Raw genomic sequence first — 17,834 nt, 5'->3', positions numbered from 1 at the left:
CGACAACTATTTAAATATACCACGCTGATAAGATGATGTCAACAAAAACATTTTTCATAATCACGTTCCGTTGTGTACCCCTTCGAATCAGCATATATAAATATATCGAAAATCAAGGCCCGCGTCAAGGATAAATTGACAATTAATCAATTTTGTTTTTACGAGCCAACTGTGATTGATCATCAGATCATTCATTTGACCCTTGAAAAACAAAAAAGCAACCCAACTTAATGGATTGCTCAATCAAAATATTAGTCATTAGTCGTATTATCTTCGGGGCGCATCGTTGGAAATAAAATCACGTCTCGAATTGATGGGGCGTCAGTTAAAAGCATGACTAACCGATCAATTCCAATTCCAAGACCACCTGTAGGCGGCATGCCATACTCCAAAGCCTCAATATAATCTTCATCGATGCCTTCTGCTTCGTCATTACCCTCTTGACGCTCTTTAACCTGAGCCTCAAAACGCTCACGTTGATCAATTGGATCGTTTAACTCAGAAAAGGCGTTCGCAAATTCATTGGTGCAGATGTAAAGCTCAAACCGATCGGTAAATCGAGGATCATCATGGTTCTTCTTAGCCAACGGTGAAATTTCAACCGGATGGCCGTAGATGAAAGTCGGCTGTTCGAGCTTAGGCTGTACAAGTTCCTCGAAAAAGGCATTAATAATATGGCCAGTCTTCCACCATTGTTCATAGTGAATATGGTGTTCATCTGCTAATTTTTTCGCATCATCATCAGACATTGGCTTCCAAAAATCAATCCCAGCATATTCCTTAATGGCATCGACCATGTGCTGACGCTTAAATGGCTTGTTTAAGTCAACTGTATGCCCCTGATATGTCACAACATTATCATCGGTTACAGCTGAAGCGGCTGCTTTGAAGATACCTTCAGTCTCATCCATCACATCATTGAAATCAAAGTAGGCAACGTAGGATTCAAGCATCGTAAACTCAGGGTTGTGACGGGTATCCATCCCTTCATTTCTAAATACTCGGCCAATTTCATAAACCCGTTCCAAGCCACCAACAATTAACCGCTTTAAGTGAAGTTCCAAGGCGATTCGTAAGTACAAATCGATATTTAAAGCGTTGTGATGGGTAATAAATGGACGCGCATTGGCACCACCAGCTTGATTATGCAAAACTGGCGTTTCCACTTCCTGATAATCATTTGAATCAAGATATTTACGAACGGCAGAAATAATCTTTGTTCGCTTAACAAAACGATCAAAGCTGTCGTCATTTGAAATTAAATCCAAGTACCGTTGACGATACCGTTGTTCTTTGTCCTTTAAACCATGATACTTGTCAGGCAATGGCCGCAATGCTTTAGACAAAAATGTCACTGATTCGGCGCGAACCGTCAGTTCACCCATATCGGTTTTGATGATTTGTCCTGAAATTCCCAGGTGATCTCCAATATCCGATCGTTTGAAAATATGATAGACATCTTCTCCGACAATATCTTTTCTGACATAAATTTGAATTTTACCGGTTCGATCTTTTAAATCGGCAAACCCAACCTTGCCCTTACCACGTTTGGCAATCATTCTACCCGCGATGGTAACCTTCTTGTCTTTTTCCATCAATTCATCTTTGTCTTCATCGTCAAAATCCGCGTGGAGCTGTTCTGCGAGATATGTACGTACGAACCGATGTCCAAATGGATCAATTCCTTCTTTACGCAGTTCATCCATCTTCTGGCGACGGACAATCATCTGATCATTCATTTCTTTATCTTTGGCCACTGTGAAACCTCCTAATTGAAAATTAACTATTAATAATCATAACACAAAAAGCGCCGGATTTATTGCGCAATCCGGTGCTGACGGGCTTTTCTTTGGGCATTTTTCTCAAGAAATTCATCAAAAATATCGTTCATAGCTTCCTCACCAGACGCGTTGGTCAAAGCGACTTTTGTCCGGGCTGAATGTGCAATTCCCTTCAAATAATAGCCAGCTTGCCCACGGAACTCATGAGAACCCACATAATCACCCTTCAGTTCAACCAACCTGTGAAGATGTTCCTTAGCAGTCGTCACTTTTTCGGCTGGCGTTGGCTCACTTAATAATTCACCAGTTTCAAGGTAGTGCTGCGTCTGTTTAAGAATCCAAGGGTTCCCTTCCACAGCGCGACCCATCATAACCGCATCGGCACCGACCTCAGTCAACATTTTTTTGGCATCTTGTGGCGTTCTAACGTCCCCATTACCCATGAAGGGAATGTGAATTTCATCTGCGACCTGCTTTAAAATAGTCCAATCCGCATGGCCCTCATACATTTGCTTACGAGTCCGCCCATGCATTGCCAATGCGGATGCACCGGCGCGTTCTGCTGCAAGTGCATTCTCGACAGCGTAAATATGATCGTCGTCCCAGCCAGTCCGCATCTTAACGGTTACCGGCTTCTTAACGGCGTCTGTCACATATGAAACCATCTCATAGACCTTGTTGGGGTCAAGCAGCCATCGGGCACCTGCATCAGTCTTGACAACCTTGTTGACTGGGCAGCCCATATTGATATCGATGATGTCTGCAGCGGTATTTTGGTCAACAAATTTAGCGGCTTCCACTAACGTTTCCTTCGTCCCGCCAAAAATCTGAATACTCATCGGATGTTCACGGGCGTCCACGAACATCATATCCAGCGTCTTTTTATTTTTGTACATGATGCCACGATCAGAAATCATTTCGCAGACCACCAGGCCAGCCCCAAATTCCTTGCAAATAATTCTAAATGCAGAATTGGTCACTCCAGCCATCGGGGCGACAACAACTTGATTGGGAATCGTGACGTTACCGATATTCCATTTCATTTTCTCACCTCAAAAATTGTTTCAGCATTCGAGAAATTCCGATTGCTATCGTATCATAAATCCAGCTAAAGGCATAGCATCAATTACTTGGTCGCCTTTGATTGGGCAACTTTAATAATTTTTGTCAACTCTTCTTCGTTGTAATGGTACTGTTTGCCACAGAAGTTGCAGGTCACGTCAATCCCGTGGTCCTCTTTTAGCATTGTTTCCAATTGGGGAACCGGAATTCCTTCTAAGTCTCGACCAAAGCGGAACTTAGAGCAATTGCACGAAAATTCGACTGGAATCGTCTGAAGAAAGTGAAGCTGCCCCTTGCCAAAAATCAGCTCTAAAATGTCTTCAGGGCTTTGATTGTCCAATAACAGCTCAGAGATCATGGGGATCTCTTTAATCCGGTCGACGACCTTGTTAATCGCATCTTCGGTCGCATCAGGCAGCACCTGAATCATATAACCGCCCGCAGCGCCAATCGAATTGTCGTCGTTCACAAACACGGAAACGCCAACTGCGGAAGGAATCTGTTCTGATTGTGCCAGGTAGAAAGTAAAATCGTCCCCAATTTCCCCGGACGTTAAAGGAACACTTCCCGTATAAGGATCTTCACCCTCGGCCGCTCTGCTCACTTCAATAAAACCGTTAATACCGACAGCCTTGCCAACGTCGATTTTATGCTGATCATTTAACGGTAAGTGAACGTGGGGATTTTGAATATATCCCTTTACGTGACCGTTTGAATCACTATCGGCGACAATCTGACCAACTGGGCCCTTTCCATCAATTTTGACCGTCACCGCCTCACCGTTCTTTTCAACCGACTCGGCCAACATAACAGTTCCAATCAACGTCCGGCCTAAAGCGGCTGAAGAGGCGCTCCAAGTGTCATGATCGGATTGCGCCGTTGCGACAAGCTGTTTTGCATTGACTGCATAGGCTCGAAACATGCCATCTGTCGTTGTTGCTTTTACCAAATAATCATTCATTTATTTTTCACCTCATCAAAATAAAAACGAGCTTAGAGATAACTTTACCCTAAACTCATTTTTAAAATATTCAACTAATTGTTATCGTCATCATTGTGATTATTATCTTTTGGTTGATCATTGTTTGGCACATCGTCTGGAGTTTCAGCCTCATCCGAACCAGTATCAGTCGACTGATCGGCCGTTGAACTGTCGGAGTTGGTTGATTGGCCATGATCTTTCTCCAAAGCTGCTTGACGTTCAGCTTCTTTGCGTTCAAGTTCACGTTTAGCTTCTTCAAATGTCGCTGCCCGTTCACTTGGAAATTCACTCGTGTCTGTACTTTCAGGCATTTTGCCTGTATTCCAGAGAGAGAGAATCTGCTTTTCATCAAGTGTTTCATACTTCAGAAGTGCTTCAGCAATCAGCTTATGCTTGTCACGATGCTCTTCGATAATCTTCTTAGCAGTATCATGAGCTTCATTCGTCAAACGACGAACTTCTTCATCAACTGCGGCACCAGTCTCTTGTGAATACCTTGGCCCATAAGTATCCTGAGCGGGGTTCTCAAGCTGGACAGGTCCGAGTCGCTTACTCATTCCGTATTGGGTAACCATTGCTCTGGCAAGATTGGTTGCTTGCTCAAAGTCATTGGATGCCCCTGAAGATTGTGAGTCAAAGACAATTTCTTCGGCAGCACGACCACCCATTAATCCGGCGATCTGCTCCATGGCGTCTTTCTTGGACATCAGCTGTTGATCTTCACGTGGCAGCATGATAGCGTATCCGCCGGCACGACCACGAGGAACAATGGTTACTTTGTGAACCACTCTGGCATCGTTTAAGACCAATCCAACAACCGTATGGCCGGCTTCATGGTAGGCAACCGTTGCCCGTTCCTCTTTAGAGATCACTCGATTTCGTTTGGCAGGACCGGCAATGACTCGATCTTCCGCCTCATCCATATCGCTGGCATCAATCTGGGTCTTGTTGCGACGAGCAGCCAATAAAGCAGCTTCGTTTAGCAAGTTGGCCAAATCGGCACCAACAAATCCGGGTGTCTGCTTAGCAATTTCATGCAAATCGACATCGTTGGCCAATGGCTTGTTCTTTGAATGAACTTTCAAAATAGCTTCACGGCCGTTAATGTCAGGACGCCCAACCAAAATCTTCCGGTCAAAACGACCCGGACGAGTCAAAGCGGGATCCAAGACATCGGCACGGTTGGTAGCTGCAATGACAATGACACCTTCATTACCACTAAAACCATCCATTTCAACCAGCAATTGGTTAAGGGTTTGTTCACGTTCATCGTGACCCCCGCCCATACCGGCACCACGTCGACGACCGACGGCATCAATTTCATCAATAAAGATGATGGCTGGAGCGGCCTTCTTGGCTTGATCAAACAAGTCACGAACACGGCTGGCACCAACACCAACAAACATTTCAACGAAATCTGAACCAGAGATTGAGTAGAATGGCACACCGGCTTCACCGGCAACGGCTTTGGCAAGCAAAGTCTTACCAGTACCAGGAGGTCCCTCAAGTAAAACCCCATGTGGGATAGTGGCACCTAATGTTGTAAACTTCCTTGGATCTTTCAGAAATTCAACAACTTCAACAAGTTCTTGTTTTTCTTCCTCTTCACCGGCAACATCTGAGAACCGAACCTTATTTTGCTTACTGTCGGCTGGTTTAGCCTTGGATTTGCCAAAGCTCATCACTTTGCCATTTCCACCGCCCTGACCGCCAGCACGGCCCATCATCATGTAGAAGAACCAGATAAACAACAGCAGTGGCAATACGTAAACCAAAAGATTTACCCAAAAGCCACTTGACTCTTCCGGCTTAGCGTTCATCTTAACATTGTGAGATTGCGCAGCCTTGGTGATTTCAGCAATTGAGGAGTTGTTCTCAAGAACGGTTGTTGTGAATTTAGTGACTTCTTTGGATTGAGTCTGATTTCCACCAATCAATCCGGATTGTACCTGAACCTTCTGGCCGTTTCGATAAGTCCCTGTTACCTTATAGACGCCACCATTTGGTTGTACGGAAAAGTTTTTTACCTTGTCATCCTTCAAGTCCTTTACAAACTGGCTCGATTGGATTTCTTGCGATGTGGTTTGGTTAGTATTTCCGTTAAAGAAATAGATAACGCCCATGATCAGCAAAAATATGACAATGTAAAACAGACTATTCTTAAAAAGCCCATTTTTATTCGAGTTCATCAACGTCCTCCTCAAAAATAAATATTTTTCATGTTGATAGTCAAAATACTAACACACTTGACCTTTTTTGACTATTAATTGTTCGTATAAATTTCGGGCTTTAACACACCGATGTATGGCAGGTTACGATACTTTTCATCATAATCAAGACCATAGCCGACTAAAAACTCATTTGGAACACTAAATCCGATAAAATCCGAATCGGCACCCACAATTCGTGCGGCCGGTTTATCAAGCAATGTACATACTTTGACGGAGTTGGCGCCGCGCTTGTCAAACAGATCCAGCAAAAATCTCAGCGTTCGACCCGTATCGACAATGTCTTCGACAATCAAAACGTCCCTACCGGAAATATCGGTATTGATGTCTTGAAGAAGCTCAACGGTCCCAGAAGAACTCGTGCCACCATGGTAACTGGAAACATCGACAAAATCGATTTGCATGTAGCCGTCAACGTGTCTGGCAATATCCGTCATGAAAAAAATGGCGCCCTTTAAAACACCGATGACAACCGGTACTTTACCTGCATACGCTTGCGAAATTTCTTTCCCAAGCCGTTGGCAGGCCGTGTCGATCTCATCCTTGCTGTACAAAACCTTCAAGATGTCGTTATTCATCACTAAGTCCTTTTCTTTTAATTATTGATCAACATGTCTTTCAACGAGAAAATAAGTGTGTGTTGTCTCAGCTACACTGCGATAAAAGGTGGCTTTAACGCCTAACACGGACAACACAGTCCCGCTTGCCGTTACCAACACGCTGGTCTGATTTCGCTTGATACTTGGGATCTTGGCATTGATCAAAACCCGATTGACGCGTTGATGACCACCATTTGTCAGGGCAATTTGGTCGTTGGCATTTGCCGGGCGGACGCGTAATGGAAAGTCGCTGTCGGCCAAGTCAAAGTGGTAAACCCTGTCCGTTAAAAATGGCTGATCATCACGAAAAACACCAATTTTTAAGGTCTCATCAATCGAGTACCATCTGTCTAATATTACCATAAAATCAGGTTTGATTTTAGACTTTTCAGCGAAAATTTTATCTTCTTGAACGATTGTGAGTTGCTGATAGGAGCGGACGACCCGCCAGCCGCCTTCCAGATAAAGTTGTCCCTGTGGTCTAGCCGGATTGGTTGCCAGCCGATACAACATATCAAGCTGTTTTTGAGAAACGTCCTTGAAATGCAGGCGGTCTTCAAGAATCGATTGCAAAACAACTCGGACGACCGACTGGGAATAACGGCTAAGGACATTCAAATCAATTGTCGGCTGACTAAAATCCGTTACCGTAACCGCTTGATCGACAATCGGCGCCGTTAATTCTCGGACAACATTCAGTGTTTCTTGAATTTGAATTGAATATTCCAATACGTGATCCAGCATGTGGGGATTCTCCTGCTTCAATACCGGGACCACTTGGTGGCGAATTCGGTTTCTTTCCACTTGCAACTCTTGATTCGTCTGATCTTCAAACCAGCGAATGTCAGCTGCCACCGCAAAATCGTAAAGCTCCTGCTTGCTAAAGCTCAACAGCGGTCGAACCATGGTGGCACCGCGGAATTGACGACTTTCTTGAATGCCGGACAACGCATTGAGCTGTCCGCCACGCACCCATTTCATCAAAACCGTCTCAGCTAAATCATCACCATGATGAGCCGTTAGTAAGACATTGGCCTGATACTTTCTGAGCAACTGGTTGAACCAGTCATAGCGAAATGCTCTGGCAGCCGCCTCCACACCGGATTTTGGGTGCTGTTCAATTGGCCAAGCTGTTTCTTGTAGCTGCAGCTGATGGTCCCGACAATAGGCACGGATGTAACGGCTTTCTTGGCGACTTTGTTCCCGCAGTTGATGATCAACGTAAGCCACAATAATCTCCGGACGTTTTCTGGTCAAATGTTCAACCAAGTGGAGCAGAACCATCGAATCAACGCCGGTCGATACCGCGATAACAATCCGCTCACCGTCATCCCACCAATGATGGCGCGCCACAATTGCATTAAAACGTGCTTGTAAATCCATTTGAACCTCCTACCTGACAATCGGTTCATTTAGAACACAAATATGGCCGGCGCAAACAGTTGTTTTTGCCCCAGCCACCAAGAAATTATTATCTATCCAAATGATTGTTAACTTCGACGACCGCCACGGCCCCCACGTTTGCCCTCGGTATTCTTACGAAGTGTCGATAACCGATCCTCGCTTTCCTTCAGGAAGCCAGACATCATATCATCAAAACTCTCGCCATGGTTATCCGAATGGCTGTTGCGAGCGCCGCCGTTATTTCTTGAATGATACCCACGATTCTCATGACCACCGTGATTTTCATGGCTTTCATGCTCGTTGTCGTGATTGCTTCTGTGAGAATGACTTTCGTTACGGGATTCTTCATGTTCATGTGTATCTGATGCTTTTCGAATTGATAAGCTGATCTTGTTATTGCCCTCAATCTTAAGGACTTTAACCGTTACGTCATCGCCAACCTTCAAAACATCATGAATATCCTTAACAAATCCGTCAGAAACTTCGCTGATATGAACCAAACCGGTTCGATGATCACCTAAATCAATAAATGCACCAAAATTTGTGATTCCGGAAACTTTACCGTTAACTTTTTCTCCAACTTCAATTGCCATCTAAAAAAATGTTCCTCCCATGTAATAGTGCAACAAGTATATCATATTTTATTTTAAGACGTACATTCAAATATGCAAATAAAAACCAGCGATGCTGCTCATCGCTGGTTTTTATTTAACATCGTAATCATTAACATCTTTAGGTGCTTTGTTAGGAAAACTATAAACGGTTTCCCCTGGCTTCGTGTAATAGTAGCGGTCCCGAATGATTTGCTCAACGTAGCTTTTATCATTGAGCTGAGCCACCTGAGCCTTAAGGACTTTATGATCCGCCTGTTGCTTTTTTAAATGTTTCTGTTGTCTGGCAATTCTCGTATTAACATCCGCATAGTTGACCTTTGCTCGGACAATTTGGATCAGGAAAATTGACGCAAAAAATAGGAAGACGGCACAGATAATCATTGCCCGCTTTTTTCGTCTGTCAGACAAAACAGCGGTAACTTTAGAATTATTGAGCTCAATTTCTCGACGACGCGTAAAATCGTTGTCAAGCTTTTGAATCTTCCCACGTTGTTGCATCATGCTAAATCCCCCGATCATTCGCACGTTCTATAAATAAATTATACCAATAAATGAACGTTTGTCTATATGATTCAGGATGTTTTCAAACTTTTTTATCAAATCGAAACTATTCGTTGCGATAATCGTGTTCATACGATTCTGACTTAATTTCATACATTTGCTCGGCATCGTCTTTTTTTGTCGTGTCAAGCAGCTGCTTCACTAAAACCGTCAGTGTCTTATTTCCAAACTTGATGACCACCTCGTCGTTTGGCTTGACCTCAGTCGATGACTTGGCAGCCCGGCCGTTAATGAAAATGCGGCCCTTGTCGGCAATTTCCTTCGCAACGGATCGGCGCTTAATAATTCTTGAAACCTTTAAAAATTTATCGATTCTCATGAGTTGGAACTCCTTTAATTTTAATGTACTTGCTGACCAGCGGAATTGCCAGCCATTCACGAACACTGAAGACTTTTAAGACGAGACATCCCCCAAAGAAAAAGATGATGCCCACCGGAATACAAACAACGGCAATCACCAAGGCCTGCAACCGAAGACTGGTAATTGGACTCATCGCGTTCACAACCACCACCGCAGAATGAACGGCCAACCACATTAATCCCAGAACCACACTGAGCTTAACCACCTGCATACCAGAGATTAATCTCTGGAGATCACGGCGGGCTAAAAGGTGCAATAAGAGAACCATTGACACCAAGCTTAACAAAGTTGCCATGCTGGCGCCAATAATTCCAAAATATGCAATGAGTGGTTGATTGATCAAAAGCTTGACGACAAAGCCAAACAAAATCGCAGCCATTGTATTTTTATACTGATTTTTACTCTGCAAAATGGCGTTATAGGTCATCAAAATACTCGTCAGAACAATGCTGGTGCAGTAAAGGCTGATGGTTCCGTTTAACTCAGCCGAAGAGAACAATAACCGGTTGACCTCTGGCATCAGTGCGAACAGGCCAACGCTCATCGCCAGCGATAGTGCCAAATTGGTCCTCAAATTAGTCGTTGCAATATGCTCGAAGGTAACGTCTTGATGCCGCTTGTGGGCCATGACCAACCCCGGAAGAACCGCAGTCACCGATGCCGTACTCAATACCTGCCCCAGTTGCACCAGCGTCTGAGAACGATCGTAAATTCCCTTGATGTTTTGGGCCGCCCCCAATGTGTAACCAAAAGATCGCAACCCGGAAACAACTGAAAATGAGTCGGCTAATTGCAGCAGGAGCATCACGGCAGACACCAGGCAAAGCGTCCCGCCCTCAAGCAGGATTCGTGAAACAAGCGGCTGCTGCCTCATTTCAGCGATACTTTTTGCGGTGCGCCGAACTGGTCGATGCACCCAGACCCAAGCCAGAATAACGGTTAGTGCAAACACACCGGCAATCGGCGCAGATAACATCGCAAACTGCCCCATCTTGTATGGGCTGACTGCGTGATGTGTCGCCCAGTAGGCAACAACCAAAATAACCGATACCCGGACAATTTGCTCAATGACTTGTGAGTAAGCAGTCGGCCGCATTTCCATTTTGCCTTGAAAATAGCCCCGCCATGATGATAGAAATGGAATCAGTAAAAACATCCAGCTGACCGATTGAATGACGGGGGTCAACCGAGAGTCGTCCATCCTGACAGCAATTAACCCGGCGCCAAATTGTAGGATACAAAAGATAACCAGGCAAATGACAAGTAAAATCCGTTGAATCCGAAACACCAGTGCCACTTGATTTTCAGGCTCCCTGGTATCGACAACCAACTTCGAAATAAATACCGGAAGGCCTGTCAGGGCAAACGTCATCCCAATGCCATAGATTGGATAGATTTGTTGGTAAACGTAAAAGCCAATGTTACCCACCATATTTTGAAACGGAATGCGATAAACCGCGCTTAACAACTTCGCGACAAAAGAAGCAATTGTCAGCAGGAGCGTGCCGGCCAAGACCTGTTTTCTTCTAGACCTATTTTTCATGACTCTTTACCTTATGGTTTGTCCGATGCATTTTTCGCGTCTGTGACAATTGTTTGACTAATGCAATTAAACCGTCCAACCATTTTTTCATATTGGGCTGAACAATGAGTTGAATTTGATACTGATCATTATTTGTATTGATGGTTGCCCGAAACTTCGTCTGAGCAATCGCCTCGAGTAATTCTTTACTGGAAAATTCAGTGGCTGCCCGTGGCGAGAACGTGATGGTAATCTTAGGCGCTTCTTGATGAATTTTATCAACCATTGCGTAATCGGCAAACATCTTCAGCTGAGAAATTTTCAACAAATTAGCCACCGGTTCAGGATAATCTCCGAACCGATCGATCAAATCGTCTTCAACCTCATGCAGCTGGTCTTCATTTTCAATTTGGCGAATCCGTTTGTATAATTCAATTTTTTGTTGATTATCTGAAATGTAATCGCTTGGCAGATAGGCTTCCAACGATAATTCGATCGTCGCATCCGTGCGGTACTCGAATTCTTTGCCCCGTTTCTTGGCCACGGCGTCGGATAACATTTGGGTATACAAATCATACCCCACCGAATCAACGAATCCGTGTTGTTGTTTACCTAACAGATTTCCCGCACCACGAATTGACAAATCGCGCATGGCAATCTTGAAGCCTGAACCCAGTTCCGTAAAGTCACGGATTGCCTCGAGTCGTTTTTCACCGATCTCAGTCAATACCTTATTGGGTTGATACATGAAATAGGCATAGGCAACCCGGCTGCTTCTGCCAATCCGTCCACGTAGTTGATAGAGCTGGGAAAGACCCATTCGATCCGCATTCTCAACGAATAACGTGTTGACGTTTGGAATATCGACGCCGGTTTCAATAATGGTTGTCGTCACCAGGACGTCATATTCACCATTAATGAAATCGTACAAAATATCTTCCATTTGATTTTCCGACATTTGCCCATGGATGTATCCCACCCGGGCTTCAGGAACCAATGCACTGATCTGCTCGACGGTCTTTTCGATATCTGAAACGCGGTTATGGAGATAAAAGACCTGGCCGCCGCGAGCCATTTCCCGCTCAATTGCTTCTCGAATCGTGCCGGCATTTTGTTCGATCACGTACGTTTGGATCGGATATCGGTTGGACGGTGGCGTCTCAATGACTGATAAGTCCCGAACGCCCATCATGGACATATTCAGTGTTCGTGGAATCGGTGTCGCCGTCAACGTCAAGACGTCGACATCCGCGCGCATCTCTTTAATTCGCTCCTTATGCTTGACACCAAAACGCTGTTCCTCATCAATGATTAATAAGCCGAGGTTATTGAATTTAACATCCTTTGAGAGCAACCGATGAGTTCCAACAACGACGTCCACCGTGCCGTCTTTGAGTCCAGCCAGCGTTTCTCGGACCTGCTTGGTTGTTTGGAAACGTGACAAAACTCTGACACTAATGGGGTAGTCGCGGAAACGATCCAGCATGGTCTCATAATGCTGCTGAGCCAAAATGGTCGTTGGCACTAAGAAGGCAACTTGTTTTCCGACTTCAATCGCTTTAAAGGCTGCTCTTAAGGCAACTTCCGTCTTTCCGTAACCGACATCACCGACTAACAAACGGTCCATTGGATGTTGACGTTGCATATCCTGCTTGATTTCCGTTGCACTTCGGAGTTGATCCGGGGTTTCCGAGTATGGAAAGGCCGCTTCAAACTCCGCCTGCAGGGAATCATCTTGGGGGTATGCATACCCCTTTTCGGCACTGCGTTTGGCGTACAAATCAATCAATTCATCGGCAATGTCTTCAATCTTGGAAGCCACTTTGGCCTTGGTTTTCGCCCACTCACTGCCACCCAATTTATTGATCCGTGGGTGTTTATCCTCAGATGACACGTATTTTTGAATCAGGTTCAGCTGCGTTACCGGAATAAACAGCTGGGCATCATCCTTATAGGAAATCGTCAGGTAATCTTGGTGCTTGCCGTCGACCTCCATCGTTTTCATGCCTTCATACCGACCAATTCCGTGATTAACATGGACCACGTAATCGCCCGGTTTGAGATCGGTATAACTTTTGATTCGCTCAGCATTATTGAACGTCGTCTGGCGAGGGCGTTTCTTAGCGACCGTGCCAAACATTTCTTTTTCAGTAATAATCACCACATTTGCCAAAGGCAGTTCAAACCCATTGTCCAAATTGCCAGCAATCAGTTGTACCTGATGCGGTAAAATGTGGTCCTGATCAGTTTGAGTAGCGGTAATCTCAAAATCAGTCAGCGTCTGTGACACTTTTTGCAGGCGCTTTTCATCTTGAACCATGATGATGACGGCCTGCTTCATTTTTTGCCAACGTAAAATTTCCGTTCGAAGCATCGGCATTTGAGAGAAGAATTGCTGCATGGGTCGAACGGTGATGTCGATAATGGCACTCAGCCTTAATCGGCCCATCCCCTTTTGGAACAATGACAGAATTAAAGTCGTGTGTTTATCTTTGGTGAGCACGGATTTGAAATCATTGGTGTACGTGGTTGATTTCAAGACTTCCAAATGCTGAATCTTATCCATCAGCCACTCACCGTCATCGCTTTCCAGCTGACGGGCAGTATCGGAAATTCTTGAATAATCGTCAAGAATCACGATCCCATTCTCATCGAGATAATCCAACAGCGAATATTGCCTGCCATATATCATATCTGCAAACAGCAACCACCGTGGATCATTCAGCCCATTTTCGAGATCCATGATTTGAGATTCCAGGTTGCCGGCTAATTTCTTGGCATCTTTTGACTCAAGCTTGCTTTGTTCTGCGATCATTCTTTTTCTTAATTGAGAAGCGACCGCTTTTCGTTGGTCGTTATCAATCAGTAAGTCAGTTGCCGGCAAAATTGAGATGGTTTCAATATTTTTGATACTCCGCTGATTAGAAACATCAAAGGTTCGCATCGAATCAACATCGGTATCAAAGAAATCAATTCGAACGGGATCTTGATGGTTCAACGGAAAAATATCCAAAATTGAGCCCCGAATTGAAAAATCTCCGGGAGCCGCCACCATTTTTTGAAAGCTGTACCCCATTTGATGTAACTGAAGTTTTAAATTTTCCAGATCGTAAGTGCCGTCCATCTTGAGTGTGAGTCGAGCTTGTTTGAACTGTTCCTTGGCCGGTAACAACCGACGCACGCCGGAAACCGACGTCACGATCACTGCCGGCTCACCACTGACTAATTTATCAAGCGCCAGCACTCGTTGTGCCTTATATTCTGGTGAACTGGTCGCAAGTTCGGCTGCGCCCATCTCCTCGACAGGAAATTCAAACAACTGGTCATCTGGCAGCAAATTTGATAAATCGTTCACCAGCTGGTCAGCATGAAACAGCGAATCAACTACGACAACGGTTGGCCGATCAGTTGACTGGATCAGGTTATCAATCAGCAAGGTCCGAGCCGACCCACCAATTCCCGTGACCAACTGGCGGCTGCCTGGTTTTAACCCTGAAATAAGGTCCGAATACTGTGGAATTGTTGTTAGTAGTTGATCTAATTGCAAATTAATCGTCCTTTCACTAATTATAACGATTTTCCAAGTCTGGAATTGAGGTGCCGTCAATCCAGTCATCTAAGGCGTTAACCGCATGGTCAGCGGCCTGCTTAAAGACGGGCAGCTGATCTTTGCCGAAACGTCCCAAAACGTAATTGACGACGGTATTGCCGTGATCAGGATGGTCAATGCCAACCCGAATCCGATCGAAATTTTCAGTCCCGACGCTGGCAATGATGCTCTTAATTCCGTTGTGGCCGCCGGCAGACCCCTTATCCTTAATCCGAATCTTGCCAACTGGCAAATCCATATCATCATGCACGATGATAATATCTTTAACTGCAATATCAAAGTAATCCATCAGGGGCCGGACTGCTAATCCGGAATCATTCATAAACGTCGTGGGTTCGACCACCATCACTTTTTCACCGTTAACAAAGCCGGATCCGTATTTGGCATTCATCTTCCGAGTTTTAATCACAATGTCGTGGCTCTTGGCAAATTGTTCAACGACTATAAATCCTGTGTTGTGCCTCGTACCTTCGTATTGGGGGCCAATATTTCCTAAACCGACAATCATTTTCATTCGTCGTTCATCCTCACGTTTCTTCCAACACAAAATGGCTGAACATAAGCTGTTCAGCTGTTGGAAATTTAATTTAACATACAAATTATATCATACTGTGCGGCAATCAGCCTTTTAGCTAGGTAGTAAAAATAAAAGTGGATTTTATGTGAAGTAGGTCTCGTGATCATGCTATAATGATACCGGTTCCAAAAGGAATACATTCTAATTTGGAGATGATAGTTTTGACTTTAGACCGTCAAAAAGTTGCTTTAATCGGTGACGGTGCTGTTGGTTCATCGTATGCGTTTGCAATGATGCAACAAGGGCTCGCCGAAGAATTTGTGATCGTTGATGTTGTTAAAGAACAGACCGTGGGTGACGCATTAGACCTCGAGGATGCTCAAGTATTTACTTCACCAAAGCACGTTTACTCCGGTGACTACAAAGACTGTTCAGATGCTGACCTGGCAATTATTACCGCCGGTGCACCTCAAAAGCCTGGTGAGACTCGTTTGGATCTTGTTAACAAGAACCTAAAGATCATGCAGTCAATTATCACACCCCTCGTCGATTCCGGCTTCAAGGGAGTCATCGTTGTTGCTGCCAACCCTGTTGATATTTTGACTTATGCAGCTCAAAAGTTCTCAGGATTCCCGAAGAATCGTGTATTTGGAAGTGGTACTTCTTTGGATACATCACGACTTCAAGTTGCGTTAGGTAAGAAACTTAACGTTAGTTCACAGTCAGTTAGCGCCTACATTTTGGGTGAACACGGTGATTCAGAATTTGCCGCATATTCAGCTGCCCAAATCGGTGGCCGCCCACTCTTGGATGTTGCCAAGGAAGCTGGCCTGTCAACTGATGATTTAGCAACAATCGAAGACCAAGTTCGTCACAAAGCATACGAAATTATCAATCGTAAGGGCGCAACCTTCTATGGTGTTGCCACTTGTTTGATGAGAATTTCACGTGCGATCTTACGTGATGAAAATGCTGTTCTGCCAGTTGGCGCACCAATGGACGGCGAATATGGGTTGCATGATGTTTACATTGGCTCTCCTGCCATTATCAATGCATCCGGTATTCAACAAGTCATTGAAGTGCCACTGAGCGCAGATGAAGCAGCACAAATGAAATCCTCAGCTGAAACATTGCAGAAGACAACTGCTGATGGTATGGCTCAACTTTAATCATCTATTGATCAATTGGAAACCGTGGTGAATGCTGCCCCGGTTTTCTTTTTGGCAATTATTCTAATTTTTTTATAAAATAATGAGAATAATCAATTATTGCAGTTCTTTTATAAATTTTGCTATGGTATCATAGATGTATAGAGCTTAAGTTGGAGGAATTAAACATGCTATTAAAAACATTGGTGAAGCCTAAAGAACGATTAGTGACCGTCAAAGAAGACGCTACTTTAGAAGAGGCTTTACAAACACTTGAAGATTCTGGTTATCGTTGTGTCCCAATTCTTGACGAAACTGGCAAGATATTCCGCGGAAACATTTATAAAATGCATATTTATCGCCACAAATCACGGGGTGGCGACATGTCATTACCCGTTACGACCTTATTGAAAAACGCCACCAAGTTTATCAACGTCAACTCCGCGTTTTTCCAAGTATTTTTCTCAATCAAAGATTTACCCTACATTGCCGTTTTAGACGAACGGAATAACTTTTACGGGATTCTGACCCATACCCGGTTGCTGGATATGCTATCTCAATCGTGGAATGTTAATATCGGCAGTTATGTATTAACCGTGGTTTCCAGCGGTGAACGTGGTGATTTGGAAGAAATTGCCAAAATTATTACCAAGTATACAAGCATTGCCAGTGTCATTTCGTTAGACGCGCAAGAAGGCGAACTGGTTCACCGAATTATGTTTACCCTCCCAGCTGAAGTTGATCAAGATCGATTGAATCGAATTATTGCCGCACTGGAACGGAAAGAATTCAGAGTTCCAGAAGTTGAGAATTTAAAAGAAGAAAACAAGTAGTGAGAACCGACACCCTGTGCCGCCAAAAAAGTCCAGTTATGCGCAAATGCGCACGGCTGGACTTTTTAATTGTTGCTAATTTAATTATCTTCAAATACTGAGTTCGCTATTAAGAAAAAAGGCAGGCTCCAGACGTCCCCGCCTGAAACCAACCTGTCACATATTACTTATTGAACCCCCAAAACCACGGGCTTTTATCGCATGTTGCACTATTTATGTATTGTGATCAGTCACTAGCCTTTGGTTAATCCCAAGCTTATCTTGATTGCCTTGTCCACCTTGCTCATCGTTGACGGATCAAGGTGGGTCACTTTATCCTTCAAACGTTGTTTATCAATCGTCCTAATTTGCTCAAGGAGGATAACCGAATCTCGCTCAATGCCATTTCCCGCGGTAATCCCAACGTGGGTCGGCATCTTAGGCTTTGAAATTCGGGCAGTGATTGCAGCAACAATGACGGTCGGACTGTAATGATTGCCAATGTCATTTTGGACAATCAAGACAGGCCGCATGCCGCCCTGCTCAGAACCTACGACTGGTGATAGATCAGCATAAAAAATGTCTCCACGTTTAAAAATAACGTCAGTCACTCTCATACCTCCCATCATCGCA

General features: G+C 44.4%; 15 protein-coding genes. 2 read left to right on the top strand and 13 right to left on the bottom strand.

The window, feature by feature from the left end:
- Positions 1–251 precede the first annotated feature (251 nt).
- From lysS to pth, 12 genes are all read right to left on the bottom strand, one after another.
- Complete coding sequence (lysS, locus tag FC51_RS08915) at positions 252–1,757, bottom strand: lysine--tRNA ligase (RefSeq protein ID WP_057908913.1); 1,506 nt, start codon at positions 1,755–1,757, stop codon at positions 252–254.
- Between the two features lie 59 nt (positions 1,758–1,816).
- A complete protein-coding gene (gene dusB, locus FC51_RS08910; protein ID WP_057908914.1) occupies positions 1,817–2,824 on the bottom strand; it encodes a tRNA dihydrouridine synthase DusB in 1,008 nt (335 codons plus the stop codon).
- A gap of 83 nt (positions 2,825–2,907) precedes the next feature.
- Entirely contained in the window at positions 2,908–3,804 is an 897-nt protein-coding gene (hslO, locus tag FC51_RS08905) for an Hsp33 family molecular chaperone HslO (protein WP_057908915.1), read from the bottom strand.
- A gap of 74 nt (positions 3,805–3,878) precedes the next feature.
- Entirely contained in the window at positions 3,879–6,014 is a 2,136-nt protein-coding gene (gene ftsH, locus FC51_RS08900; protein WP_057908916.1) for an ATP-dependent zinc metalloprotease FtsH, read from the bottom strand.
- A gap of 74 nt (positions 6,015–6,088) precedes the next feature.
- Positions 6,089–6,631 carry a hypoxanthine phosphoribosyltransferase gene (gene hpt / locus FC51_RS08895; RefSeq protein ID WP_057908917.1) on the bottom strand — a complete coding sequence of 181 codons (543 nt, stop codon included), beginning with the start codon at positions 6,629–6,631 and terminating at the stop codon, positions 6,089–6,091.
- A gap of 21 nt (positions 6,632–6,652) precedes the next feature.
- Positions 6,653–8,035: a tRNA lysidine(34) synthetase TilS gene (gene tilS, locus FC51_RS08890; protein WP_057908918.1), complete on the bottom strand. Its 1,383-nt coding sequence runs from the start codon at positions 8,033–8,035 to the stop codon at positions 6,653–6,655.
- A gap of 107 nt (positions 8,036–8,142) precedes the next feature.
- On the bottom strand, positions 8,143–8,649 hold the full coding sequence (locus FC51_RS08885; protein WP_057908919.1) for a S1 domain-containing RNA-binding protein: 507 nt from the start codon (positions 8,647–8,649) through the stop codon (positions 8,143–8,145).
- A 111-nt stretch (positions 8,650–8,760) separates the two neighbouring features.
- Positions 8,761–9,171 (bottom strand): FtsB family cell division protein, encoded by a 411-nt coding sequence (locus FC51_RS08880; RefSeq protein ID WP_057908920.1) that lies wholly within the window; start codon positions 9,169–9,171, stop codon positions 8,761–8,763.
- A gap of 106 nt (positions 9,172–9,277) precedes the next feature.
- Positions 9,278–9,550 carry an RNA-binding S4 domain-containing protein gene (locus FC51_RS08875; protein ID WP_057908921.1) on the bottom strand — a complete coding sequence of 91 codons (273 nt, stop codon included), beginning with the start codon at positions 9,548–9,550 and terminating at the stop codon, positions 9,278–9,280.
- On the bottom strand, positions 9,537–11,135 hold the full coding sequence (locus tag FC51_RS08870) for an oligosaccharide flippase family protein (RefSeq protein WP_057911270.1): 1,599 nt from the start codon (positions 11,133–11,135) through the stop codon (positions 9,537–9,539). Before FC51_RS08870 ends, FC51_RS08875 begins: the two co-directional genes overlap by 14 nt.
- Complete coding sequence (mfd, locus tag FC51_RS08865; RefSeq protein ID WP_171031875.1) at positions 11,125–14,661, bottom strand: transcription-repair coupling factor; 3,537 nt, start codon at positions 14,659–14,661, stop codon at positions 11,125–11,127. The genes FC51_RS08870 and mfd overlap by 11 nt, the downstream gene beginning before the upstream one ends.
- A gap of 16 nt (positions 14,662–14,677) precedes the next feature.
- Positions 14,678–15,238, bottom strand: coding sequence for an aminoacyl-tRNA hydrolase (gene pth / locus FC51_RS08860; RefSeq protein ID WP_057908923.1), 561 nt, complete (start codon positions 15,236–15,238; stop codon positions 14,678–14,680).
- A gap of 215 nt (positions 15,239–15,453) precedes the next feature.
- On the opposite strand from pth, the gene FC51_RS08855 reads away from it, so the two are divergent.
- Both FC51_RS08855 and cbpA read left to right on the top strand, forming a co-directional pair.
- Positions 15,454–16,410, top strand: a complete 957-nt coding sequence (locus FC51_RS08855) for an L-lactate dehydrogenase (protein WP_057908975.1) — start codon at positions 15,454–15,456, stop codon at positions 16,408–16,410.
- 167 nt (positions 16,411–16,577) lie between these two features.
- Positions 16,578–17,222 (top strand): cyclic di-AMP binding protein CbpA, encoded by a 645-nt coding sequence (cbpA, locus tag FC51_RS08850; protein ID WP_057908924.1) that lies wholly within the window; start codon positions 16,578–16,580, stop codon positions 17,220–17,222.
- Positions 17,223–17,455: 233 nt separating this feature from the next.
- On the opposite strand, the gene FC51_RS08845 is transcribed toward cbpA, so the two are convergent.
- Entirely contained in the window at positions 17,456–17,830 is a 375-nt protein-coding gene (locus FC51_RS08845; RefSeq protein ID WP_057908925.1) for a type II toxin-antitoxin system PemK/MazF family toxin, read from the bottom strand.
- Positions 17,831–17,834: the final 4 nt, after the last annotated feature.

Origin of the sequence: Lentilactobacillus parabuchneri DSM 5707 = NBRC 107865 (assembly GCF_001435315.1) — a bacterium.
In the GTDB taxonomy this organism is placed as follows: domain Bacteria; phylum Bacillota; class Bacilli; order Lactobacillales; family Lactobacillaceae; genus Lentilactobacillus; species Lentilactobacillus parabuchneri.
This window is presented reverse-complemented; position numbering and strand designations above follow the sequence as displayed.